The organism is Mesorhizobium sp. M0016, from assembly GCF_040324035.1.
In the GTDB taxonomy this organism is placed as follows: Bacteria; Pseudomonadota; Alphaproteobacteria; order Rhizobiales; family Rhizobiaceae; genus Mesorhizobium.
In genome coordinates this window covers 1-22,500 of the sequence record NZ_JAMYVM010000036.1, presented here as the reverse complement: position 1 = coordinate 22,500, position 22,500 = coordinate 1, and the positions used below count along the sequence as shown (strand labels likewise).

Sequence of the window (22,500 nt, the reverse complement as noted above, 5' to 3'; positions counted from 1 at the left end):
AGTGACGATGCGCGAATACGAGATTGCCGCCATTCCTGCCGACGGGATCGGCCCCGAGGTGATCGCCGCCGGTCTCCAGGCGCTTGAGGCGCTGCAGCAGCGCTGCGGCGACTTCAAGCTGCGCGTCCAGTACTTCGACTGGGGCTCGGACTACTACAAGGCCAATGGCCGGATGATGCCCGAAGATGGAGTGGCGCAACTGAAGCGCTTCGATGCCATCTTCTTCGGGGCGGTAGGCGTCCCCGATCTGCCCGACGACATCACTCTTTGGGGTCTCCGGCTGCCGATTTGCCAAGGCTTTGATCAGTACGCGAACGTGCGGCCGACCAGGATACTGCCCGGCATCGTTTCGCCGCTGGCGGGCGTTGGCCCTGGCGACCTGGATTGGGTGATCGTGCGTGAGAATTCCGAAGGCGAGTATTCGGGCCACGGCGGCCGCGCCCATCGCGGTCTTCCCGAGGAGGTTGGAACCGAAGTCGCGATCTTCACGCGCGTCGGCGTCACCCGCATCATGCGCTATGCATTCCGGCTGGCGCGGTCACGGCCGCGAAAGCTACTGACTGTTGTTACGAAATCCAACGCGCAGCGTCACGGCATGGTAATGTGGGATGAAATCGCAGCCGAGGTGGCGCTAGAGTTCCCTGACGTCGCGTGGGACAAGATGCTGGTTGATGCTATGACGGTGCGCATGACACTCAAACCTCGCAGCCTCGATACGATCGTCGCCACCAATCTTCATGCCGATATTTTGTCTGACCTTGCAGGCGCGCTGGCGGGCAGTCTCGGCGTTGCACCGACCGCCAACATTGATCCAGAGCGGCGCTATCCCTCGATGTTCGAGCCAATTCACGGCTCGGCCTTCGACATCGCCGGCAAGGGTATCGCCAACCCCGTCGCCACCTTCTGGACCGCTGCCCAGATGCTCGAACATCTGGGCGAAAGCGCAGCCTCCGTCCGGTTGATGAGCGCCGTGGAAACAGTGACGAGTGAAGGCGTGCTGACGCCGGACGTTGGTGGGACAGCGACCACGCAGGACGTGACTGACGCCGTCTGCCGGACGATCCGCGGTTCGAACGTGTGACAGGTTTGCGATGAAGCTCGACAAGATCGACATCAAGATCTTATCCCAACTGCAGAAGAACGGGCGGGTCACCAACGTCGAGCTTGCCGACCTGGTCAACCTTTCGCCTAGCCCCTGCCTGATGCGGGTGAAAAAGCTTCAGGCGGAAGGTTTCATCACCGGCTATTCCGCCCAGATCGATGTGTCGAAGCTCGGACAGACTCTGACGATCTTCACCGAGGTTACGCTCAAGCACCATCAACAAAACGACTTCGCGAGATTTCTCACCGCCATTCAGAAAGTCGATTCCGTCATCGAATGCCATCTGATTTCGGGCGGCTACGATTACCTTGTGAAATTCGTCACAGCGGGCATAAGCGAGTATCAGACGATCATGGAGCGCATGCTCGAATTGGATATCGGGATCGACAAATATTTCAGCTTCGTCGTGCTGAAGTCACCGATCGTAAAATCCCATTTGCCTCTCGATGTCATTTTCGACAAATGAACAGCCGCTCCGCAGTCTTGGACCTAGAATCTCACCGTTTCACGAAAACGGCGAACCGCTCTACCTCTTCGGTTTGACGCAATTCCCAAGGGAAAGGGCTATGCGCTTTTCCCGGGAAAACCATTCACCCTTTTCTTGTTCTGGCGAGCAGCGCCACCGAGATGGCTCGGCGATGGCAGGATCATCCCTTCATCGCTGCCCGGACGTCCTTGTCTTCGAGGGTTTGATCCAACGTCATTCGCGTGCGTTCGAGGATTCCATCAATATCGTCGTCCGTGCAGCAGAGCGGCGGCGCAAAGCCGAGGATGCCGCTGTTGAAGGCGCGAATGACAAGGCCGTTGTCCCACGCGCGGTCGAAGATGCGGCGCCCCGGATCGGCCGCCGCCGGCAGCGGTGTTTTGCGCTCTTTGTCCGCGACCAGCTCGATCGCAGCCAGCATGCCGCGACCGCGAATATCGCCAACCAGCGGGTGATCGGCGAGCGAGTGGAGGCCTTCCATCAGGCGCCTCCCGGCCTTCCGGCCGTTCTCGAGCAAGCCATCTTCATAGAGACGCAGGCATTCGAGCCCGACCGCCGCGCTCACCGGATGGGCTGAGTAGGTATAGCCGTGGCCCACAGCCGCTTTGCCGGCTCCGTCCGCGATCGTATTGTAGACATGGTCGGTCATGAAGACGGCGCCCATCGGCACGTAGCCCGACGTCAGTCCTTTCGCCGTGGTCATCAAATCCGGCACCACCTCGTCTTCCTCACAGGCGAACAGGGGCCCGGTGCGGCCGAAGGCGGTGATGACTTCGTCGGCAACGAACAAGATGTCGTGTTCTTTGCACACGGCGTGCAGTGCCTTCAGCCAGCCTGCCGGCGGAACGAGGACACCGCCCGAACCCTGGATGGGTTCGGCGTAGAAGGCTGCGACGCGATCAGCACCCAGTTCGGCGATCTTGGCCCGCAGCGCCGCGACCGATGAATTGATGATCGCCTGGGGGTCGGAACCGACCGGATTGCGATAGGCGTAGTGCGAGGGAATTTTGTGCTGCCAGTCGTAAGGCACACCGAAACCGGCATGGAAAGCCGGGAGCGCGGTCAAACCTGACCCTGCCGTCGAGGATCCATGGTAGCCATGCCCGACCGAGATGAACTGGTCTTTTCGCGGCGTACCCCTGGCGTGGTAGTAATAGCGAATGAAACGGATCGTACTGTCTATCGCGTCGGAACCGCCCAGCGTGAAATAGACATGGTTCAGATCGCCAGGCGCCAGTTCGGCAAGCCGCGCGGCAAGACGAATGGCCGGCTCAGACCCCAGCCCGAAATATCCTGTCGCATAAGGAAGTTCTCTGAGCTGCTTGGCTGCTGCCTGGACGACGCTTTCCTGCCCGTATCCGATGTTGACACACCACAGACCCGCGAACCCGTCCAGCAGGGTTTTCCCGCTTGCATCGGTCACCGTTGCGCCCTTGGCGGATTTGAGAACCCGCGCGCCCGCCTCTTCGTGACTCCGATAGGATGAAAACGGGTGAACCAGATGTGCACGATCGAGTTCGATCAATGAGTTGGCCAGCATTTTCTTCCTCCGTTTCAGCCTAGCGCCTGACTGACGAGCGCATAAGTCCGGTGTGGTGTGGGTTCGTTCTTTGGCTCGCCCGCGGTTCGTCGCATCGTTATGCCACCACCGACATGGGCCAACCCGCGACGGGTGAGCCATTCGCCGAGATCTGTGGATTCGTCAGTGTCGATACGGACAAGCTCGCCCGCACTGTCGGCCAGCAGGAAGTCGACAAGGCATCTCGCTTCGTGAAGCTTCCTCGCCACCACCGGCCCAATCACAAGCCCTCGGCCAAACCGACGAATTGCCGCAAACGCCTGAACATCGCCTGCATCGCGAACGACTGCGAACTTCGCTCGCTCACGCAACGAGCACATGAGCGCCGACCGGTCATGACCAAACGCTGCGCGATCCAGAACAACAAGGCGCGCGTGGTCCCGGTCGTCGCCCCATGACACATGTGCCGGTGTGTCTACAGACGGCGCCCGGCCCTGGTGCTGCACGATCGTGCCGGTCGCGGCAAATCCCAGCTTCTCGTAAAGCGGGAGCCCTTCCTGTGTCGCCACCAAATAGCAGATGCGCCTGCCTGCCCTGGCAAGCGCCTCCTCCATCAGCTTGCGGCCAAGCCCACGACCGCGCATTGCGGCATCGACGATGACCATGTTGACGGTGGCGGCATCGCCGCCATAGGGCGTCATCAAGATCGTCCCGACCACGCGTTCCCCCTCCTGGACAACGACGCCTTGGCTGAGCGATTGCATCAGTTCCCAGTCTTCACGACGGTGCGGCCATCCAACATGACGGGACAATTCGACGGCATCGGTCAAATGCTCGGCTGTCATCGTTTTGAGCGTGACTCGCCCTGCTGTCATGGGTCGTTTCCCGGCCTGAATTCTTCAATGCCAAGTTAGGCTGCGGCCGACAGCAGTTCCTCCCGACGCGTACCGGTGGGCTAGGTGTTTTAACTTTCTTTTCCGCCGGCGCCGCATCTTATGCCGACGAGCCGGCGGGCGTGGAAGCGTCTGGCAAGCTCGGAACCACGTCGTGCGCAACTCTCTGCCAAAGCCCTGCCTGGATACAAAACAATCTGCTTCAAGCGGCAAAGAATGAGGCGACTAGTCCTTTCCCCTGCCCGTTATGATCCTTGTCGTTAAAGGCACGCGGTGCCGACAAGATTGGAAGGATCGACGCCCATGACCCAATTCAGACCGAAATACATCACCTTCGATTGCTACGGTACGCTGACCAACTTCGACATGGCCGGCGCGGCGAGACGAATTTACGGTGCGGAGCTCTCCCCAGCCGCAATGGCGCAGTTCATCAAGGATTTCTCGGCCTATCGCCTCGATGAGGTCCTTGGCGCCTGGAAGCCCTATAGCGAGGTCGTGCACAATTCCGTGGAGCGCGCCTGCAAGCGCAACAATGTGACGTTCCGGCCTGAGGATGCCCAGCGCATTTGTTCGGAAATACCGACATGGGGTCCGCACCCGGATGTCCCTGCCGGACTGGCCAAGGTCGCCAAGGAAATCCCACTGGTGATCCTGTCGAATTCCATGAAGAGCCTGATCATGTCGAACGTTGAGAAGCTCGGCGCACCCTTCCACATGGTCATCACGGCCGAGGAGACCGGCGCCTACAAGCCGCACATGAAGGGCTTCGAATACATGTTCGACAAGCTCGGCTGCGGCCCGGAGGACATTACGCATGTGTCGTCCTCATTCCGCTACGATCTCATGACCGCCTATGATCTTGGCATCAAGAGCAAAGTGTGGGTGAATCGTGGTCACGAACCCGCGAACCCTTACTACGAGTACACCGAAATCAAGGACGTCGGCGGTCTGGCCGGCGCCGTCGGACTGGAGCCGGTTCGCGAATTAGCCTGAACGTCTGGTGCCAGTCTAGTCGTGCCAGGTAGAGGCGCTTCCCCCAGGTTAACAACCACGTGGCGCAATGCGGAGAAAGGGGCGGTTTCACCGCCCCTTTCTTGTTTTCCAATGCTATGTTTCCACCAGCTTGCAATAGAACTAGTTAAGCCCGCCCACATGAAGCGTCTTGACCTCGAGATATTCCTCGATGCCGAGCTGTGATCCTTCGCGACCCACCCCTGACTGCTTGACACCGCCGAAAGGCGCAACCTCGGTCGAGATCATGCCTGTGTTGAGCCCGACCATGCCGAACTCCAGCGCCTCGGCAACACGCCATGACCGTTTGAGATTTTCGGTGTAGAAGTAGGCGGCAAGGCCAAAGGGCGTACCGTTCGCGATCGCGATGGCCTCTTCTTCGGTCTCGAAGCGAAACAGCGGGGCCACCGGGCCGAACGTCTCTTCGGATGCCAGGAGCATTTCGGTGGTAGCCTCTCCAAGCACGACGGGCCGTGCATATTGCTTGCCGTCCGGCACCGTCTCGCTTTGGGCGATGATCCGCGCGCCTTTCGCCTGTGCATCCGCGATGTGACGCTCGATCTTGTCGATCGCGGCCGCATTGATCATCGGGCCGATCTCAGTGCCGTCGTCGGTTCCCGCGCCAACCTTCATTCGCGATACGCGCTGGCTCAGCTTTTCTACGAAAGCGTCGTACACGCCCGCCTGCACGAGAATCCGGTTCGCGCAAACGCAGGTTTGACCGCCATTTCGGAACTTGGATGCGATCACCCCCTCGACCGCATTGCCCAGATCGGCGTCGTCAAAGACGATAAAGGGCGCGTTGCCGCCGAGTTCGAGGCTGAGCCGCTTGATGCTATCGGCAGCACCTCGCATGAGCAGCGCTCCGACGCGTGTCGAGCCGGTGAACGAGATCTTGCGCACCGTCTCGTTGGCCATCAGTTCGTTGCCGATTTCGGCGGGCATGCCGGTCACAATGTTGATCACGCCGGCAGGAATACCTGCCCGTTCCGCCATGACGCCGAGCGCCAGCGCCGAGAACGGCGTGAATTCCGACGGCTTGATGACAACCGTACAACCCGCGGCCAGCGCCGGCGCCACCTTGCGCGTGATCATCGCGTTGGGGAAATTCCATGGCGTGATGATGGCGCAGACGCCGACGGCCTCCTTCAGCACCAGAATGCGGCGATCGGGCGTGGGCGACGGAATGGTCGAGCCGCCTATCCGGCGTGCTTCTTCGGCGAACCATTTCACGAAGGAGGCGCCATAGCGGATTTCACCGCGAGCCTCGGCTAGAGGCTTGCCCTGTTCCAGCGTCAGCAGCAATGCCAGGTCCTCTTCATTTTCCACTATCAGGCTGTGCCAGCGTTCCAGAAGCGCTCCGCGTTCGGCATGGGTCCTGGCCTTCCAGTCCTTGAACGCCGCCTGCGCTGCATCTATTGCAGCCCTTGTCTCATCCCGGCCCATGTCGGGCACGGTTCCAAGCACCTCCAGACTGGCGGGATCGATCACATCGACAGTCGCGTTGCTGTGTGCCTGCTGCCAGACATCGCCAATAAGCCCCCGCTGGCGAAACAGGTCCGCATCCTTCAGGAAACCAATCTTCGTTATTGCGTTCATGGTCTTTTCCTCTGCTCTTTCAGCTTAATCCTGTCAGCACGGCCTGCGTGATTGCTTCAGTGCTATCCTTGCCCGCAATCGTGCCTATCCCGCGTGCGGTTGCGGACTCGATTGCCGACATCACTTCGGCCGCGGCCTGCCCCTCGCCCAGGTGGCCGAGCATCATGGCACCGGACCAGATCGCGGCGATCGGATTGGCGACGCCGAGATGCGCGATATCGGGTGCCGAACCATGGACCGGCTCGAACATCGAAGGCGCGCTGCGGTCGGGATTGATATTGGCGGAGGCGGCGTAACCTAGTCCGCCCTGAATGGCCGCTCCAATATCCGTTAGGATGTCGCCAAAAAGGTTCGAGGCAACGATCACGTCGAGGCTTTCAGGCGCCAGGACCATGCGGGCGGCAATGGCGTCGACGTGGTAGTGCGAGACCTCCACATCTGCATAGTCTTTCGCCACCTCGCGCGTTACCTCATCCCAGAAAACCATGGAATGTTTCTGCGCGTTGGATTTGGTGACGGATGCGAGCTGCTTGCGGCGCGTCCGCGCCTGTTCGAATGCGAAGCGAAGGATCCGTTCGACACCCGCACGCGTGAAGATTGCCGTCTCGATCGCGACCTCATTGGCCGTGCCGGTATGAATGCGCCCACCGGCGCCGCAATATTCGCCTTCCGTATTCTCGCGGATGCACAGGATATCGAAACCCTTACGACGAAGGGGGCCCTGAACGCCTGGCAACAGCCTGTGCGGCCGTATGTTGGCATACTGCGTGAACCCTTTGCGGATCGGCAGGAGCAGTCCGTGGAGCGATACGGAGTCGGCCACCTTCGCTGGCCACCCCACAGCGCCGAGGTAGATAGCATCGAACTTCCGCAGCGACTCGACGCCGTCAGGCGGCATCATCGCACCGGTTTCCAGATAGTAGGCGCACGACCATGGGAACCTTGTATCCTCAAGGGCGAAACCGCCCCGCTTTGCCGCCGCCTGCAGCACCTCCCATCCCGCCTCGGTCACGTCCTTGCCAATGCCGTCGCCCGGGATGTGCGCTATCGTGTAAGCCTTCATAGAGATCCTCCTGGAGGCCGATGGTCGCAGCTTGCTCAACACGGCAGCGACATTCAGCGTCTCGTACCGGGTTTCATCGGAACAGTAGTCGACAGCGCGCCGCATTTTCCGCCGAGGATGAGCCGCCCGACGGCGTTGAATCGCGTCGGGCGGGACTTGGAAAGTCGATTGTTCTGGAACCGCCGCGCGCGCTTTTCGGGCGGACCTTGAGCGTTGAGCTCAGTCGTAAACGCTGACGTAGATCTTGCGCACGGTTTCGATGGTGCGCCAGACGCCGACAAAGCCGGGCTTCATCACGAAACTGTCTCCGGTGCGGTAAGTCTTGGTCTCACCGCCCTTCTCCTCGATCTCGACGAGACCCGAAACGATGTGGCAGAATTCGCAGGTCGTGCCCTTGATAGAATGCGTCTCGCCGGGCGTCGCCTCCCAGACGCCGGTCAGGACCTTCTCGCCTTTCGAAGCGTCCTGCGCCCAAGTCTTGAAGGATGGATTGCCGGAGATGAGCCGCTCCGGAGCCGGTAATGCCTGCTTGGGCGCGAAGGCTGGATCTGTGTCGATCGTGATCAAAAGCGACATGTCATGTTTCCCTGGTTAGTAGCCGAGTGTCCGATCGACGAGGCCGATCAGTTCTTCTCCGGCGCGATGGCGCCGAATATTGTCCACGACGGATTGCGCCGCGGAATCTGCTTGCGTTATGGAAGCGATGTGCGGCGTGATCGCCACCTTCGGGTGCCGCCAGAGCGGATGGCCGTCCGGCAGCGGCTCGGGATCGGTGACATCCAGCATCGCGGCCGCGAGGTGACCGTTGTCGAGAGCCTGGAGCAGGGCGGTTTGGTCTAAGTGCGGTCCGCGGCCGACATGCAGCAGCCTCGCCCCGGCCGGCAGGAGGGAAAAGAGTTCTGCATCAAGGATGCCGCGGGTTTCTTCGGTCAGCGGCAGCAGACAGACGAGAATATCCGTCCGCGCGAGAAAACCGGCAAGCTGATCCGCGCCATGAAAGCAGGTGACGCCGTCGATCTCCTTCCTGCTTCGGCTCCAGGCAGCGAGGGGAAAGCGAAACGGCAGCAATCGCTTGATAGCCGCCTGCGCCAGCATGCCAAGGCCCAGAAAGCCCACGCGGCGCTCGGCGGCTTGCGGAGCGGCAAGACCGAGCCACACTTGGCGGCTCTGCTGTTCACGATACGCCACCATATCCCGGTGGAGGCTCAGCACGCCGAAAACGACATATTCCTGCATCATGCGAATGATGCCGTCCTCGACCATGCGCACCAGCTTCACCTGCTGAGGCAGGCTTTCACGTTTGAACTGATCGACGCCCGCGCCCAGCGAAAACAGCACTTCGAGATTGCCGTAGCGCGCGATATCATCCGGCGCCGTCCAGGTCAGGAGGTAGCGCACCTTCTCCGGGTCGACACAGTCGCTGCTGTGGAACAGTTCGACGTCCGGGAGTTCGCGTGCGAAAACCTTGCGGAAGACCGCTGCGCGCACCAGGTCGGAATTGAAAAGAAAAGCCATTAACGTGCCCTCTCCCGCTACGCGGCAAGGCGCATGCCGAGACGCTCGATCATGCTGTGGCAGGCAGCAAGTTCGCCGATCTCGATATACTCGTTGGCACGATGAGCCCGGCTGATATCGCCGGGACCGCATATGATCGCGTCGATGCCGGCCTGCTGATAGAGACCAGCCTCCGTGCCGTAACTTACCGCAGGCAGCGGCTCTTGCCCCGTCAACTCGGCCAGAAGGGTTGTCAGTTCACTCTTCCGCGGCAGCGAAAGGCCGGGATAGGCGCTCAACTCATGCCACGCCACCTCAAAGCCGCTGTCGCGTAGAGCCAATAGCTCGCCCTTTACGGGCTCCAGCAAAGATGATGGCGAAACACCCGGCACGGCACGGACCTCGATATCGGCGGTGCAGCGATCGGGGATGATGTTGACGGCCTGGCCGCCGGCGATGACACCAACCTGCAATGACGAGTATGGAGGCGCGAAATCCGTATCGAGCGGTCCGTGCACAAGGGTCTGGCCATAGGCCACGATCTGCGTGACGAGACCAGCCATTGCATGCACGGCATTTAGTCCGAGCTCAGGCCGTGAAGAATGACCGGACCTTCCGATCACTTCGAGCCGCACAGCAGCCTTGCCTTTGTGCCCCCGCACGGCTTCCATCCGGCTCGGCTCACCGATAATCGCGCCAAGCGGCTTCTCGCACAGGTTTGGCAGAGCGGCGATGAGATGCGGCACACCACGTGCACCTGCCTCCTCGTCGTAGGAGAATGCGAGATGAATGGGCCGCTGCAAGTTCATTGCCGCAAGCCGCGGCAGGGCGGCCAGCACGCAGGCGAGAAAGCCCTTCATGTCGGAGGTGCCCCGACCATGAAGCCTGGCGCCGTGTTGACGCAGCATAAAGGGATCCGAGTTCCATTCCCGTTCCCCGGCCGGCACCACATCCATGTGGCCCGACAAGATGTAGCCGCGGGCGCGCCGCGGTCCGATTGTGACAAACAGATTAGACCGGTCGCCTTCGGGACCGCGAAGGACAGTCACTTCCGCTCCGGCCGCCTCGCAATATTCACGCACCCAGTCGACGATCGCGCCATTGGGCGAGCCCACGACCGAGGGGAACGCAATGAGCCTCGCAAGAATTTCTTCAACATTCACCGGGCACCGCTCCACTCGCAGTTCGCTGGATGCAAGTGTGGCAGCAGGCGAGAGCATTCCGTGCCGAATGAAGCTATGCTTTGGCCGAAGATTCCGAATATCGGCGCGGAACGAGCGAAACCTGCTGGCTTTCGGGTGCAATCATAGGGCAAAACACGGCTGCGGCACCGTCAGCAGCGTCAGGACGTGCTCGCGAGCATAGGATTTGGATAAAGGAGCAGGTCGACTGAAATGCAGAGATCAGTGCGCCTGAAGTCTTTCGAACTGGTAGCGCGGGACATCGACGAAGTCGAAGTCGATCTGCTCCACGCGCTGTCGATCTCAGTCCGCTGGCCGCATCGGCCGAAGGACTGGGACACTCTGCGCCGTGCGGGCCGCGGCATAGTTGCCGTAGACGGCATCGGCCGGGTTTTCGGCAGCGCGATGTGGTTTCCGCAAGGGGACGATTTTGCCACCATCGGCGTGGTGATCACAACGCCCCGCACACAAGCGCAAGGCGGCGGCCGATGGCTCATGGACCAGGTGCTCGAGCAATGTGGCGATCGCAATTTGGCGCTCAACGCCACCCATGCCGCCTATTCCCTCTATGTCTCACTCGGTTTCACGACCGAGGGAATCGTATTCATGCGCCAGGGAGAGGTTCCACCAGCACTCCCGGCCATGCCGGCCCTGGACGGCGAATTGCAGGCGCTGTCGAGCGACCGGCTGAATGAGATCATCCAGCTGGATACGCGCGCGTTTGGGACGAACCGCGAGAAGCTGCTCGCACTTCTTTCAGCCAATGCCTCAATCCAAACTTTGAGCCGTGGCGGCGACATCGTCGGCTATTCCATGTGTCGCGAATTCGGGCGTGGATATGTGATCGGCCCGATGGTCGCGCGCAGCGATCTCGACGCGGTCCACCTCACAGCCGTTCATCTGAGAAATCTTGCAGGACTGTTCGTCCGAGTCGATGCCCGGGAGAAGGATGGCATGTTTGCCGCGTTTCTCGAGCAGTGCGGCCTTGGCATTGCCGAGACCGTTACGACCATGTCCAAAGGGCGCCGTTTCCTGAACCGGGAAGAGAACGGACCGTGGGTTTATGGATTAGCCGGCCACGCATTGAGCTGACGACAGAAACAACACGCTGGAAAGCGCGGCTGGGAGACTGCGGGGGGTGCCGTTCCCGACCTTGTCGCCTTGGCGTTCTCATATCTGGTTTGCCGTTCGCTTTGGGTCTGGGAATTCTTCGTTAGACCTGTCCATCATGCATAGCCGACGGGATACATCATGACCTCACCCATCAGACCAGAGGTCGTAAACTAAGTGTCTGCTCGGAAGTGCGGGCGAAGCACAGATGCTGCGCTTCGGTTGTTTCTGTCGCGGTGGAAAGCATCGAGCATCGGGCGTGAACGTCTCTCCTGCTGGCGCAGGTGATCGCTCGGGGGCTTTGTAGACCTCCATGGACGGCCCAGATCGACAGCGAGAGGGCCCGTAAACCGATTGGCGGGCTGATCGATCGTCGTCGCGATGTCAGAGGTAGTGTGATAACCGGTTGCACCATCATCACAGAGCCTGCCGCAGACCCGATGAAGCATTTGCACGATCGACAGCTTCTCATTCTCGACCAGGCAAATTATGACGCCTGGCTGGATCCGGCGACGCCCAAGGACAGCCTCAAGGACATTCTCAGCCACGACACCGATGGTCAGCTGCAGTTCAATCGCGTTGGACGTGAGGTGAATACGAGCGCCGTCAACAAATTGCCCAACGACCATTCCGGCCTGGTCGGGCCGATCAACCCGTTATGAGCGACGAACCGAGCCGGCTTGTCGACGGGATCATAGCGGTTCCGCGCGATCGGCAACGGGCTGACAATCAACGTGCGAGCACCCGGGCTGCGGCATGGATGCTGGGTTTGGCTTTGCCAGGCGCGCCAGCGATCGCATTGGTTCTGCATGAAGCATCGCGGAGACGGCGAGCGATACTTATGCAAGCAAAAGGCTCGCCGTCCCATCCGCGAGACGGCGAGCCTCCCCCGTGCCCCAACCCCAACACTAGCCATGCAATTTCAGTGCCAGCTTATATGCCCCATCGCGGGACGGCATGACGTAACGTCAAGAATCAGATATCGCTGAAGTTGCGGCGGACCTCTATCCCGCCTTGGCCGGCGCCGCATTGGCAACTCCCACCTTGGGCGCCGGCCATTTTCATTTTTTTCAGGCGGCCCGAGAATTAGATCGATCGCAGGTTGCCTCTAAGCAAATTGGCTGAAGCTTAAGAAGCGAACGTATGCGATGATCCAGATTGCGTTCGAATGTGCTTCCGCTCATTCTTAGGTCAGCCAGCACCGCGCCTCTTCAAGCCAGACTGGTCAGGCCCAGCGGCACCCGCTGCAAAAGTCCCCATTGCCGCTGGGCCGCCCTGATTCCAGCATTCTCCGGCTCATAGGCGGTGCGGATCCTTAGCGGCACTAAGTCCGAGACAGCTCGTCGAGAAAGGCCCCCGCCTTTTTCGCTCTCGACGAGCCGGCCGCCGTCTACCCCCGGACGGCTAGACGCTGTCGCAGTCCGCTTCGATCGTCAAGCGAGCGTTTGTTCGCCTGCTCATTAGCGCAATTAGGTTGCGCTAATGTCACATTCGATGGACGCGTACGGGTGCGGGTAAGTGCCGGCTAATGTAGGTAGGAACGACAACTCGACGTTTCGTGAACGGAACGAGCCAAGATTAAATCAAAAGGATTACGTAGCCAGAGGGCGGCAGGCACGGTGCGCTGGGTGACAGCGTTGCCTGGATTCGCTCCGGTCAACGCTTGGACGAGGCTGAGGTAGACCAATCGGGTAAATTGCGTGATTGCTAGTATGACTTTAGCTTCAGCGGCGTGGGGGGCTTAATACCTTCCCGCAGTGACCGGTGCGGCCTGTACCCCCAACGATAGCCCCGGGTCGCACCGGCCATTCCCTCAGACTGGGTTCGCGCCGCTCTTTGCGACGCCGCATCACCTCCAAGATCACTTCGAAGACGCTTTCAACCTCGCCCTTGATTTCGTCGGCCGGGATGCCGGCCTTTTCGGCAGCTGTCATCAACTGGTCTGCCAAGTCGCTGGCGGCGATCGGATCGCCGCCCCGCGCCACAATGGGAGTTGCTCGGCAAGAACCCACCTGTCGAGAAACTTCAGGCCGCGGACGCTCATTCGGTCAAACCAGGATCAAAGTGCACATCGGCATCGACCAGCGTACGATATAGGTCGGCGAAGTCCGAAAGGCCCTTGTCGTTCAAAACGACGATCTCGCCGTCGACAATGGCGCTTTCGGCACCAAGGCTCTTAGCCTCTCTCACCAAGTCGCGATATTTCGCAGTCCAGTCATGGCCGTTGCGCGTATAAATGCGTGTGCCGTCTTCATCGATGATCATCTGCGATCGGTAGCGTCGAACTTGACCTCGTGGGTCCAGCCTTCACCCTCGGGAGGCTTCTCCACAAGGGTCGGCATCAACGGCTCGATGAATTTCAAACGCCTGCACTGACCCACCCTCCGGCGATTCAATAAGATTAAGCTAAAATAGTTCCGAAACCGGAAATCAGCCTCTTGGGTGCAACAAACACGTCAACTCGACGTTGCGGGATGAGGGAAGGAGGAAACGATATGGCCGATGACAAGAGCAAGCGGGATTTTCGCGATCGGGACCGTGTCTCAGCCGACGAGGATTATGAAGTTGAGTATTTCGCAACAAAGACCGGCATCACACCCCAGCAGGTCAAAGAGCTGATTGCGAAGCACGCCAACCAACGCGAGACTTTGGAGCGGGTAGCCAAGGCGCTGCGGAAACAATGACCAGGCTATCTGATCTCGGCAGACCACTAGTCGGGCACCGACATGAAGGCCCGCCCGCGAGCGAACTCGCGCATTTCCTCCCTTGCCCTGTTTGCGGGCAACAGATTGATATGCGCGATTTTCGCCAGGTCACTTATCATGCCGATCCGGAGCACGAGCCTCTCGAACTGGACGCTTAGGCGATGCGAGCCCGGCCGAGTCTCGGATAGTCTCGACCACCAGCGACCACTCGTTGCCCTCCAATCAACAAGGCAGCCGGCCAGTTCAAACAGTGGAATGTTGCACTGATGCGCCATGACCGCCGATCCTGTCGCCATCGGTAGCAGGGGGAAAGCCATTGTCCGAAAGCGTACGGACGTAACATAGCGCTAACGTTCCGCGCATACAGTTGCGGAATGCTTTCACGTCAAACCCTCATGGAATATGCCGTCATCGCTGCGCTAGTGGCAATCTGGGTCGGCTTACACCGATGGGCTACCACCCCTCTGACAGACCGCCACAGGGAATATATAAAATTTTTGGGGAACTAATCCGCCGGCCGTTACGGCCACATGCGGTCGATTCCTCTCCCCCACGATGGATGTAGCCGCATGCTAATCCAAAGTCCCCAAAGGCCCGCTGACTATTAGACAGCGGGGTCGGGTTCCGCCCTGGACTTCTGCCACATCGACAAGGTGGCCGCAGTCGTAGTAGCCGCGCGAGGCGATATCCATCGGCGTTGCACCATCGCAGCCTGCAGGCGACCCACCAAGTTGAGCGTTGACGCCGTTCGAAGCCGCCGCAAGGGCGGTTAACCGAGTGGCCACTTTGCGAAATAGCCAAGCCAAATGGCTCAGAGGGACCTTCGTAGACGTCCCGAAGGGAGGCAACAAAGGTCCACCTGCGGTCTATGGCTATCGAGGGATCGGCCCAGTGCGGCGATAGCGCGAGCAATTCAGGTACTAACGCGCGATGATGTAGCCGATCATGTCATCGTCGGGGTCTTCATCGCTTAGCTGTTGGAAGAGCCGCTTCGCATGATCGGGCCATCGACCCTCTGCGATCCCTTGTTCGCATACCGACTGCCGAAAGGCCTGGCGCACAATGGCGAAATGGAAGGCCGAAATCTGACCGCATTCACGGTCCTTGCCCATGATGCTAAGCCTCCCGAGGAGATCGAGAGCTGGCGAACTCTCAAAGCAAGCAGCGCATAAATCACCGCTCCCTTACAACCATAGGCCGATGGAGAGGCGGGACAATAACTTTTGATTGTACGTTTTTTACCAAGGTTAGCCGCGCGGTTGTCGGTTTTGTCACCGGCGCTATGTCGGCTGAGCGGATATCACACAGCCGGAGCGGCGCGGGTTCACGTCGGGCCATTTTGAACAGGTTTTGAGGGGCGGTAATGGTTAAGGCGCAAAGAGTGCTCGATCCGGGTTCAGAGGGCGATCCATATGCAGTGGCGTACTTTGCCGACAAGCATGGACTCTCGTTGAAGGCCGCTGAGATCATTCTCGTTTCCAATGGGCCTTCGCATAATGCGTGCGATGCCGCAGCGCGGGCGTTTCGGGCGGCGCTTGTTTTGCGTGGACGCTATCAGACGTGCGAATCGGGAGAACTGCCGCCGCCGTAACGGTGCTCTGCCTCAACCTCAAAGTTCAGCGAGACCTGCAAGACGACGCCGCCTCCGTCGTCGCGGACCTTGATCGTCAACCTGTGATGATCGCCATCTGGCAGGCTCTCCTTGATCATTTCAACGAGAGTGCGAACGGCCTCTTCTTTGACTTGATCGAAGGCCGAACAATGGGTGCCCTGGTCGTCATGGTAGACTAAGCCATTTTCATCGAGGTCGAAATAATAGAGGGCCATTTGCCCAAACCTGGGTCAACGTCGGTTCCCGTCAAGGGACAATCTGCGGCTGGATCTCGATTTCGCCAACGAGCCGCCTGTATTCCGCTTCCGGCTCCCCATAGCTACCGTTTGCAAGATTAATCAAACCTTTTCGGTTCCGAATGACCACTTCACCGCGCCGGGACTGTATGAGCCCGCGCCCCTCAATCATCTGCAGTGCGACCGTGACTCCAGGGCGTCTCACACCGAGCATCACGGACAGGTATTCATGGGTGATGAAAAGACTATTGCCAACAACACGGTCGTCACACATCAGAAGCCATCGAGCCAAACGTTCCTCGATTTTGCATCGCGCATTGATCAGAGCGGTGTAGGTGGCTTGTATATGGAAGGCGTGGACGTAGCGCATCAGAAACGGCCGAAGTGTGTTGCTCGCCTTTAAAGCCGCTTTGAACTGCGAGGCGTCGATCACCAACACCTCGCCGGTCATCTGAATAAAGCAATCATGCGTGGCCTGGTCGTCGCCCATCACAAGAGCCGAGCCGGTCATGCCTTCGAACCCGATGATGCCGACTTCTGCGTCGGCTCCCCTGTTCTTCCTAGCCACCACCGAGGCTAGGCCGCTGCAAGGGAAATAAACATGTTCGATTTTTTGCCCGGCATTTTCGAGCGGCGTGCGTAGATCGAGGAAGGTGTTGCGCAGATGCGGCTTGAGAGGATCCAGATCGGCAGGATCGAAGCGCCGCAGAAGCGCATTTTTGTTTGTATCAAGATGCAGGTCCATAGCGCTCGCTCCTCACGGGCGAGAGCACGCGTCCCTCTGGCGTCGGCGCCCAAGGCAATTTGCAGACGATGCAGGTGGGATAGCGCCAGCAGCAGAGTCTGTCCGCCTCGGTACAAAACCGACAATTACGTGCTCACTTACCTCTTCTTAAGCAGGCGAGCTTCCCGCAATATCGAGGAACGATCGAAGCCGACCAACGAAATTATCTCGGTGATCTGCTGCTCCGTGGCCCCGGCTTCCAGCGCAAGCGCGCTGACGATCTCGGGTTTAAGGCCGGGGCGACGTTCTTCTGTCATCGCGTTTGCTCTCGCTTCAGGGCAAGAGTGCGATGGTCGCTCCCAAGCGTCAGCGCCCATTACTGTTCAGCTGACGACCTGGCCCTTGTACGCTTTCGGACGAACAGTAGCGAGTCAAATCCTCGGCCCGGCATTCATTCGCCATTCTCCCGGAAATCCTGCAGCGAGGCATTCGCAAGTCCTCCTCGCGCGTAAGTGCTTCACGCGGCCGATTAGCCCGGCTTGACCCACTGCGTCACCGGCCGCTTCGACAGGCCCAGCCGCGATCCGCTGACCCGAACGGTATGAATCCGGACCATCTTTGTTGTTGAAAACCAGCTTTCGACGGGCGTATAGGACTCGACGTTACCATTGCTTTTCGTAGGGAGGCTGTGATGGCTAACGTGGTTCCGATCCGCAATGCATTGCCTTGCGTGGAAGTGGTCGAAGCCTGCGGCGAATGGTCCGTTCGTGTGGCCGAGGAAGACCAGGAAATTACCCGATCATTCGTGATTGAATCGTTCGCGTTGTCCTATGCGGAAGGACAGCGGATGCGCCTGCATCTCGACAAGTTCGTTCGCCTGTAAGAGAGGCTAAGTCGATGAAAGACAGGTGGGAACCTGATCACCAGTTCATTGAAAGCGCCCGTCGTAGCCAGCGCCGAGCCGCGAGCCAACTGGACTCCCTGCAATCGACCATCGCCGAAACGCGCCGCGTCCTAGAGGCTTCACGGAAGCTCTTGGAGAAGATTGCCGAGCGCGAAGACCATACCCAGCCATAGGGATTGCTAAGGCTCTCAGTCCGCGACGGCTCGAACGCGGATGGTTCGCTATCTGCGGTGGAAAAAGTACCAGCTAACGAGCCCCGCCGAGGGTGCTGCAGAAGCATTGGTTTCGTGTGGTGGACGAGCATGCGCGAAGAACGCATGTTTCAGCCTTGAGGACTGCGGCGCTGCGATTCGTGAAGTAGCCATGACCAGAATGGCCGACCTTGGACCACCATCCCCGGCAAACCACAAGACCCTGACAGGCAGGCGTGCCCCATCTGCGGGCAGCAGGTAGACCGTCGCAAATAGACGGCGATACCGTGACGGCTACCCACATCGCGCGACAACGCCGATCGGGGCGGCGCGGCAAGCGACGGAGCGCGACCTCACCCTGCGCACCAGCGAGCCCATCTGGATCAGGGTTGCCGACGAAAAGCGCGGCGATATATTCGAATACAGTTTGAGCCTGTAGCTGACGATCCAACTCGGCTGGCTGAGTTTTTGAATGGCATACCATGCCGTCGACCTCGATACGCAAGTTCGACTATGACCCCAGCACCAGGGTTCTCTCGGTTTGGTTTGTAGCGAGCGGGAAGCATTACGAGTTTTTGGACGTACCTGCTGAGGCCTTTGCCGCGTTCAAAGCTGCCTTTGCCAAGGGCGTCTATTTTAACAGCCACATCCGCAATCGTTATGCATTCCGGCTCGCGGCAGGGAGGGTAGCACCCGCTTCGGGCGATTAACAGAATCTCAGATTCGAGGCGGCCCGCGCCACCCCAGGGGAGCAACTGTGCGAATTGACCCAGGTTCCGAGGGCAAACGAAAGAGCCCGCCGGCCGGGGCCAGCGGCCGCGTTTTATACTAAGCTAGGTGTTGGGCCTATTTCCCCATCATCATCGCAGCTTTGCAGAAATCTTCATGGGCCTTCGCAATGTCTGCGTCAGCGCAGTCCTTCATCACCGCGTCCTTATCCTCCTGAGACATAGCCGCCCAAGCGGTTTTCGCTTCGGCCTCAGACTTCATGGTCTTCATGGCGCTGTCCGTGAAGAAAGGAGACATTTTTGCAGGATCGTCGAGCGCAGACGTGCCAGTGGAACTGCCGGCAAAGGCCGATCCGGTCATAAGGGCAAATGTCGCGCCGAGAATAAGCATTTCGAATGCATCAAAATTCCTCCGAATGCAACTGCTTGAATGGAGCCGTGCTAATGCAATGCGGGTCGGCAGAAAAAGTTTCCAACAAAACCAGAAATTGCAGAACTTGCGACCGATCGTCCGCTTTAAGCCTTCGGAACAAGCAAATCTGCCAAAGCCGAGAAGCGCGTATCGTGGTTGAACGCTTCGGTCAGATCGGTTTCACTAATACCCTCCGCCTCAGCGTCGGCGATGAGGCGTCTTGCCAACCGCTCAACCTTTGTCTGGTCGCGGCTGGAACAAACTTCAATCAAGTCGTACTTCTCGATCCATTCATCCAGAAATTTTTCAGCACGCTGTTTCATCGAGGAAGCCTTGGGAGATGGCCCGCGCTTTCGGTCAAGGCGGCGCGGGCCTGACCATGATGGGGCACACCTAGGTCACCAGCGCGCGCTGAGGGAGCACGGACCGGGCGAGTCACAACAATCTCAGTAGAAAGACGTTCCTACCCACAATGCAAAAAAGCCCGCCAGCGTGAGCCAGCGGGCAATCGGTCTGGAGTTGCTGGCATGAGCCAGCATTGGTCAACGAGCGGCGGAGGGGTTGGTTGCCCGACCACTTTCCAGGCGCTGCGACGAAGCCCAATTGGTATCTCCAAAATTGCTCGTGGGGCGGAAAGCTCGATCGCGATGGCCATAAGCGGCCCGAAGGGTGAAACCCGACCGTTGCCATCTCAACATCGGGGCCAGGGTAATTCGTGTTCGTTAGGTGTTGCCTCGAGTGGAACAACCACATCACCAAGCGCAGCTCGCTAAGCTGCGCCGGAATTCTGCTGCGCATTGCCGGCTTTGCTCAGCACAGAGTGTATCAATTTAGCACAATCTCTAATTGGTAGACTCGCGTGAAGCAAAGGCGGTTGATCTCGCCCGTCACGCCCAAGGAGGGATAAGGCCAAAGAGAGGAAAAACGATGTCCGTGAAAACAGAAGACTATCGAACGAACAGAGCCGACTATGCGATCGCCGCACATGGCGGAACGACCGCCGATGATGACGACCGCGAAGAGTTGGCGGCAAAAAAGAGGTCGCTGTGGCTAAGAGATCGGCGAACCACCAGATTGACCGCAAACCCGTCCGAAAGCTTGCCAGGACCGAAAGCCAGGTTGCGGGCTAGTTAGCGCATCCCCGAACCTGCGGAGCCGGCCGGCTGGACTCCAAACGATAACAGTAGCATCCTCTCCTCGGGGAGAGGGGTTTGGACAAATACCGATACGACAATCGGTCGGGCCAATGGGGCAAGCGGAGCGCCACTAAGCTGCGGGGTGCACGCCAATTGGCTGGCATTCCGAAGCGCCTGATTTTCATGACGGTCGCTGCAATGTCCGCCTTCGTGACGCAGTTCGTCCTGCAGCACAGCAACCGTGCACCCGAGATACATCTTTCGAGCCAGATCAGCCATAGCCCAGGGCTGACCACCGGTGTCGCCTCGGTCATCGACGGCGATACGATCGAGATCCACGGCCAGCGCATCCGATTCAACGGCATAGACGCGCCCGAAAGCCGACAGCTATGTAAAAACGCGAGCGGCGCCGACTATCCTTGCGGCCAGGGATCAGCCCGAGCGCTGGATGCTTTCTTGGCCGCATCGAGGCCGATCGACTGCACATTCGTAGCGTGGGACCGCTATCAACGCTTTGTCGGTGACTGCCGGCGCGCCGACGGCGCCAGCGTTGCCGCCTGGATGGTTGAGCGCGGTCAGGCGGTTGATTGGCCCCGCTACAGCCACGGCGCCTATGCAGCGCAGCAGGCGACCGCAGAGGCGGCAAAAGTCGGTTTGTGGGCCGGAATGTTTCAGGCGCCTTGGGAGTGGCGCGGTGCGCACGCTCAGGGTCCGGCAGCGTCGAGCCGTCCGCTGGACATCATCAGCCGCCCACAGGTAGCGCAAAGCTACTCTTGCCAGCCACGGCGGACCTGTTCGCAGATCAGCTCTTGCGATGAAGCCCAATGGTATCTGCAAAATTGCTCGTGGGGCCGGAAGCTTGATCGCGATGGCGACGGGCAGGCGTGCGAGACGCTCTGCTGAGGGGGAGGAAACATGCATGGCGAATGTGGTGAATACGGCAACTCAGACCAAACCAATAAACCATTGGCCAGTTTTCTTCGTCGTTTTCGCCGTTAGCGTCGTCGTCGCCGCTTAAACAAAACTTGCGTACGCTGTTGGAAATGCGGGCATCTTCAATTTCTTCGGGTATTTAGTGTTGCGCAAGGTGCGGACTGTGCAAGCAGTCGTCACTGCATACGTCTCAATATTCGCGATACTGATCGTTCTCATAGGCGGGGAATTAAAGCGTGACGTAGACAAGAATGCAGAAGAGATTGCGAGCGCCTGTAAGATGAATCCATACGTGGTTGCACTCCCAAGCGACCAGCAAAAGGTCTATTGCAATTGCTATGCCGAAAGCATGGCGATTAAGCTCAATTCCTGAACGGCCGGTTCTTACAGAGTCAGCCCTTGCGCTCCTGAAGACTGTTGCCGCCGTCGACCACCAACAGGGCGCCGTTGACGTAACTCGCGCCTTCCGATGCCAGGAACACCACCGCTGCGGCAACCTCGTCCGGTCGCCCGGCCCGCGCCGGTGGCGTGTGTAGGGCAGCTTGCCGCTCCATTGCGCTAGACGAACCCGTTTCGATCCAGCCGGGCGCCACGGCATTGGCCGTGATGCCGCTTTTTGCCACTTCGAGCGCCAGCGTGCGCGTCAGGCCGACCATGCCTGCCTTGGCGGCGGAATAGGCTGCTGTGCCTTCGAAAGACACCAGCGGCCCGGTAACCGACGCCACATTGACAATGCGCCCATAGCCTGCCTCTACCATCGCCGGCAAAAACGCGCGGGTGACCAGGAATACGGTCTTCAGGCTGACGTCGATCCCTTGGTCCCAGTCTGCCTCGGTCATGGCAAGAAACGCCTTATCGGACGAGGGCGATGCCAGCGAACCCATGCCGGCATTGTTGACCAGGATGTCGACAGCGCCGACATCAGCCCGCAGCCTGGCGACTTCAGCTGCGATGGTGAGATCGGCGACAGCGGCTTTGGCATTGATGCCCTCGGCGCAAAGCTCGGCGGCGCGATCGAGTACACGCGCGCTGGCACCGTTCAGGAAAACGGCATGACCGGCTAGGCCGAGCTGCCGCGCAATGGCAAAGCCGATGCCGTCGGCAGCACCCGCCCCGGTAATCAGCGCACGCTTGGTGGTAGAAGATGGCATGGTCAAATCAGACTCCGCTGGTTTCCGCCGTCGCAGTCCTAGCACGCAGATTGGGCGACGGTGCTGCGAAGGTTTGCTCTGCAACATCCCGGGCCGCTTTGCGTTCTCGAAATGCCGAAGCCGGCCGCTCAGGGCTGTCGGCTCTGCTGCCGGAAGCTTTCTCGTCAGACTTGATCCGACCAGAATGAGACCCCGACTCTGTTCCTCGTCCAGCGCCTGTGTAGCGTTTCTAAATGCCGATTGCGCAGCCGTCCTTGCGTGGGTCTGAACCGCCCTGCAGCGTTCCATTCATCCAGTCGATCATGATCGCTT

At 59.5% G+C, this 22,500-nt stretch carries 24 protein-coding genes; 9 read left to right on the top strand and 15 right to left on the bottom strand.

All coding sequences use genetic code 11. From position 1 onward, the window contains the following. Positions 1–7 precede the first annotated feature (7 nt). Both NKJ88_RS30910 and NKJ88_RS30905 read left to right on the top strand, forming a co-directional pair. Positions 8–1,081, top strand: a complete 1,074-nt coding sequence (locus NKJ88_RS30910) for a tartrate dehydrogenase (RefSeq protein ID WP_352446716.1) — start codon at positions 8–10, stop codon at positions 1,079–1,081. A 10-nt stretch (positions 1,082–1,091) separates the two neighbouring features. Continuing rightward, on the top strand, positions 1,092–1,568 hold the full coding sequence (locus NKJ88_RS30905) for an Lrp/AsnC family transcriptional regulator (RefSeq protein ID WP_140876882.1): 477 nt from the start codon (positions 1,092–1,094) through the stop codon (positions 1,566–1,568). 181 nt (positions 1,569–1,749) lie between these two features. Here the strand turns inward: NKJ88_RS30905 and NKJ88_RS30900 are convergent, their stop codons facing one another. After that, positions 1,750–3,126 (bottom strand): aspartate aminotransferase family protein, encoded by a 1,377-nt coding sequence (locus NKJ88_RS30900; protein WP_352446715.1) that lies wholly within the window; start codon positions 3,124–3,126, stop codon positions 1,750–1,752. Positions 3,127–3,140: 14 nt separating this feature from the next. Beyond that, a complete protein-coding gene (locus NKJ88_RS30895) occupies positions 3,141–3,980 on the bottom strand; it encodes a GNAT family N-acetyltransferase (protein WP_352446714.1) in 840 nt (279 codons plus the stop codon). A 321-nt stretch (positions 3,981–4,301) separates the two neighbouring features. Between NKJ88_RS30895 and NKJ88_RS30890 the strand changes: the two genes are divergently transcribed. Further along, positions 4,302–4,991: a haloacid dehalogenase type II gene (locus NKJ88_RS30890; RefSeq protein ID WP_352446713.1), complete on the top strand. Its 690-nt coding sequence runs from the start codon at positions 4,302–4,304 to the stop codon at positions 4,989–4,991. Between the two features lie 141 nt (positions 4,992–5,132). On the opposite strand, the gene NKJ88_RS30885 is transcribed toward NKJ88_RS30890, so the two are convergent. The 5 genes from NKJ88_RS30885 to argE all read right to left on the bottom strand — a co-directional run bounded on the left by NKJ88_RS30885 (position 5,133) and on the right by argE (position 10,328). Then, complete coding sequence (locus tag NKJ88_RS30885) at positions 5,133–6,608, bottom strand: NAD-dependent succinate-semialdehyde dehydrogenase (protein ID WP_352446712.1); 1,476 nt, start codon at positions 6,606–6,608, stop codon at positions 5,133–5,135. 19 nt (positions 6,609–6,627) lie between these two features. Next, positions 6,628–7,671: a tartrate dehydrogenase gene (locus NKJ88_RS30880; RefSeq protein WP_352446711.1), complete on the bottom strand. Its 1,044-nt coding sequence runs from the start codon at positions 7,669–7,671 to the stop codon at positions 6,628–6,630. Positions 7,672–7,890: 219 nt separating this feature from the next. Continuing rightward, a complete protein-coding gene (locus NKJ88_RS30875; RefSeq protein WP_140499561.1) occupies positions 7,891–8,247 on the bottom strand; it encodes a cupin domain-containing protein in 357 nt (118 codons plus the stop codon). Between the two features lie 15 nt (positions 8,248–8,262). Then, on the bottom strand, positions 8,263–9,186 hold the full coding sequence (locus NKJ88_RS30870) for a 2-hydroxyacid dehydrogenase (protein ID WP_352446710.1): 924 nt from the start codon (positions 9,184–9,186) through the stop codon (positions 8,263–8,265). Between the two features lie 17 nt (positions 9,187–9,203). Continuing rightward, a complete protein-coding gene (gene argE / locus NKJ88_RS30865) occupies positions 9,204–10,328 on the bottom strand; it encodes an acetylornithine deacetylase (protein ID WP_352446709.1) in 1,125 nt (374 codons plus the stop codon). 231 nt (positions 10,329–10,559) lie between these two features. Here argE and NKJ88_RS30860 point away from each other — a divergent pair, with 231 nt between their 5' ends. Together NKJ88_RS30860 and NKJ88_RS30855 are read left to right on the top strand one after the other, a co-directional pair. Continuing rightward, positions 10,560–11,438, top strand: a complete 879-nt coding sequence (locus tag NKJ88_RS30860) for a GNAT family N-acetyltransferase (RefSeq protein WP_352446708.1) — start codon at positions 10,560–10,562, stop codon at positions 11,436–11,438. 302 nt (positions 11,439–11,740) lie between these two features. Beyond that, the gene (locus tag NKJ88_RS30855) at positions 11,741–12,118 is read left to right on the top strand and encodes an SOS response-associated peptidase family protein (protein ID WP_352446707.1); all 378 of its coding nucleotides are present in this window, start codon (positions 11,741–11,743) and stop codon (positions 12,116–12,118) included. Positions 12,119–13,496: 1,378 nt separating this feature from the next. Here NKJ88_RS30855 and NKJ88_RS30850 read toward each other — a convergent pair. Continuing rightward, positions 13,497–13,721, bottom strand: a complete 225-nt coding sequence (locus NKJ88_RS30850; RefSeq protein WP_352446706.1) for an ATP-dependent DNA ligase — start codon at positions 13,719–13,721, stop codon at positions 13,497–13,499. A 230-nt stretch (positions 13,722–13,951) separates the two neighbouring features. Between NKJ88_RS30850 and NKJ88_RS30845 the strand changes: the two genes are divergently transcribed. Then, positions 13,952–14,140, top strand: a complete 189-nt coding sequence (locus NKJ88_RS30845; RefSeq protein WP_352446705.1) for a DUF3606 domain-containing protein — start codon at positions 13,952–13,954, stop codon at positions 14,138–14,140. Positions 14,141–15,081: 941 nt separating this feature from the next. Here the strand turns inward: NKJ88_RS30845 and NKJ88_RS30840 are convergent. The 4 genes from NKJ88_RS30840 to NKJ88_RS30825 all read right to left on the bottom strand — a co-directional run bounded on the left by NKJ88_RS30840 (position 15,082) and on the right by NKJ88_RS30825 (position 17,050). Further along, positions 15,082–15,273 (bottom strand): hypothetical protein, encoded by a 192-nt coding sequence (locus NKJ88_RS30840; protein ID WP_352446704.1) that lies wholly within the window; start codon positions 15,271–15,273, stop codon positions 15,082–15,084. A gap of 442 nt (positions 15,274–15,715) precedes the next feature. Further along, complete coding sequence (locus tag NKJ88_RS30835) at positions 15,716–15,988, bottom strand: DUF6894 family protein (RefSeq protein WP_352446703.1); 273 nt, start codon at positions 15,986–15,988, stop codon at positions 15,716–15,718. Between the two features lie 31 nt (positions 15,989–16,019). Further along, a complete protein-coding gene (locus NKJ88_RS30830; RefSeq protein WP_352446702.1) occupies positions 16,020–16,754 on the bottom strand; it encodes a Crp/Fnr family transcriptional regulator in 735 nt (244 codons plus the stop codon). A gap of 137 nt (positions 16,755–16,891) precedes the next feature. After that, positions 16,892–17,050 (bottom strand): hypothetical protein, encoded by a 159-nt coding sequence (locus NKJ88_RS30825; protein ID WP_352446701.1) that lies wholly within the window; start codon positions 17,048–17,050, stop codon positions 16,892–16,894. Positions 17,051–17,424: 374 nt separating this feature from the next. Between NKJ88_RS30825 and NKJ88_RS30820 the strand changes: the two genes are divergently transcribed. Both NKJ88_RS30820 and NKJ88_RS30815 read left to right on the top strand, forming a co-directional pair. Beyond that, positions 17,425–17,616, top strand: a complete 192-nt coding sequence (locus NKJ88_RS30820; protein WP_352446700.1) for a hypothetical protein — start codon at positions 17,425–17,427, stop codon at positions 17,614–17,616. Between the two features lie 694 nt (positions 17,617–18,310). Next, the gene (locus tag NKJ88_RS30815; RefSeq protein ID WP_286456740.1) at positions 18,311–18,538 is read left to right on the top strand and encodes a KTSC domain-containing protein; all 228 of its coding nucleotides are present in this window, start codon (positions 18,311–18,313) and stop codon (positions 18,536–18,538) included. Positions 18,539–18,674: 136 nt separating this feature from the next. Here NKJ88_RS30815 and NKJ88_RS30810 read toward each other — a convergent pair whose 3' ends face one another. Both NKJ88_RS30810 and NKJ88_RS30805 read right to left on the bottom strand, forming a co-directional pair. Beyond that, on the bottom strand, positions 18,675–18,947 hold the full coding sequence (locus NKJ88_RS30810) for a hypothetical protein (RefSeq protein ID WP_352446699.1): 273 nt from the start codon (positions 18,945–18,947) through the stop codon (positions 18,675–18,677). Between the two features lie 125 nt (positions 18,948–19,072). Further along, the gene (locus tag NKJ88_RS30805) at positions 19,073–19,291 is read right to left on the bottom strand and encodes a hypothetical protein (protein ID WP_352446698.1); all 219 of its coding nucleotides are present in this window, start codon (positions 19,289–19,291) and stop codon (positions 19,073–19,075) included. Positions 19,292–20,179: 888 nt separating this feature from the next. On the opposite strand from NKJ88_RS30805, the gene NKJ88_RS30800 reads away from it, so the two are divergent. Continuing rightward, the gene (locus NKJ88_RS30800) at positions 20,180–21,007 is read left to right on the top strand and encodes a thermonuclease family protein (RefSeq protein WP_352446697.1); all 828 of its coding nucleotides are present in this window, start codon (positions 20,180–20,182) and stop codon (positions 21,005–21,007) included. 422 nt (positions 21,008–21,429) lie between these two features. On the opposite strand, the gene NKJ88_RS30795 is transcribed toward NKJ88_RS30800, so the two are convergent. Beyond that, positions 21,430–22,188: an SDR family NAD(P)-dependent oxidoreductase gene (locus NKJ88_RS30795; RefSeq protein ID WP_352446696.1), complete on the bottom strand. Its 759-nt coding sequence runs from the start codon at positions 22,186–22,188 to the stop codon at positions 21,430–21,432. Positions 22,189–22,500 lie beyond the last annotated feature (312 nt).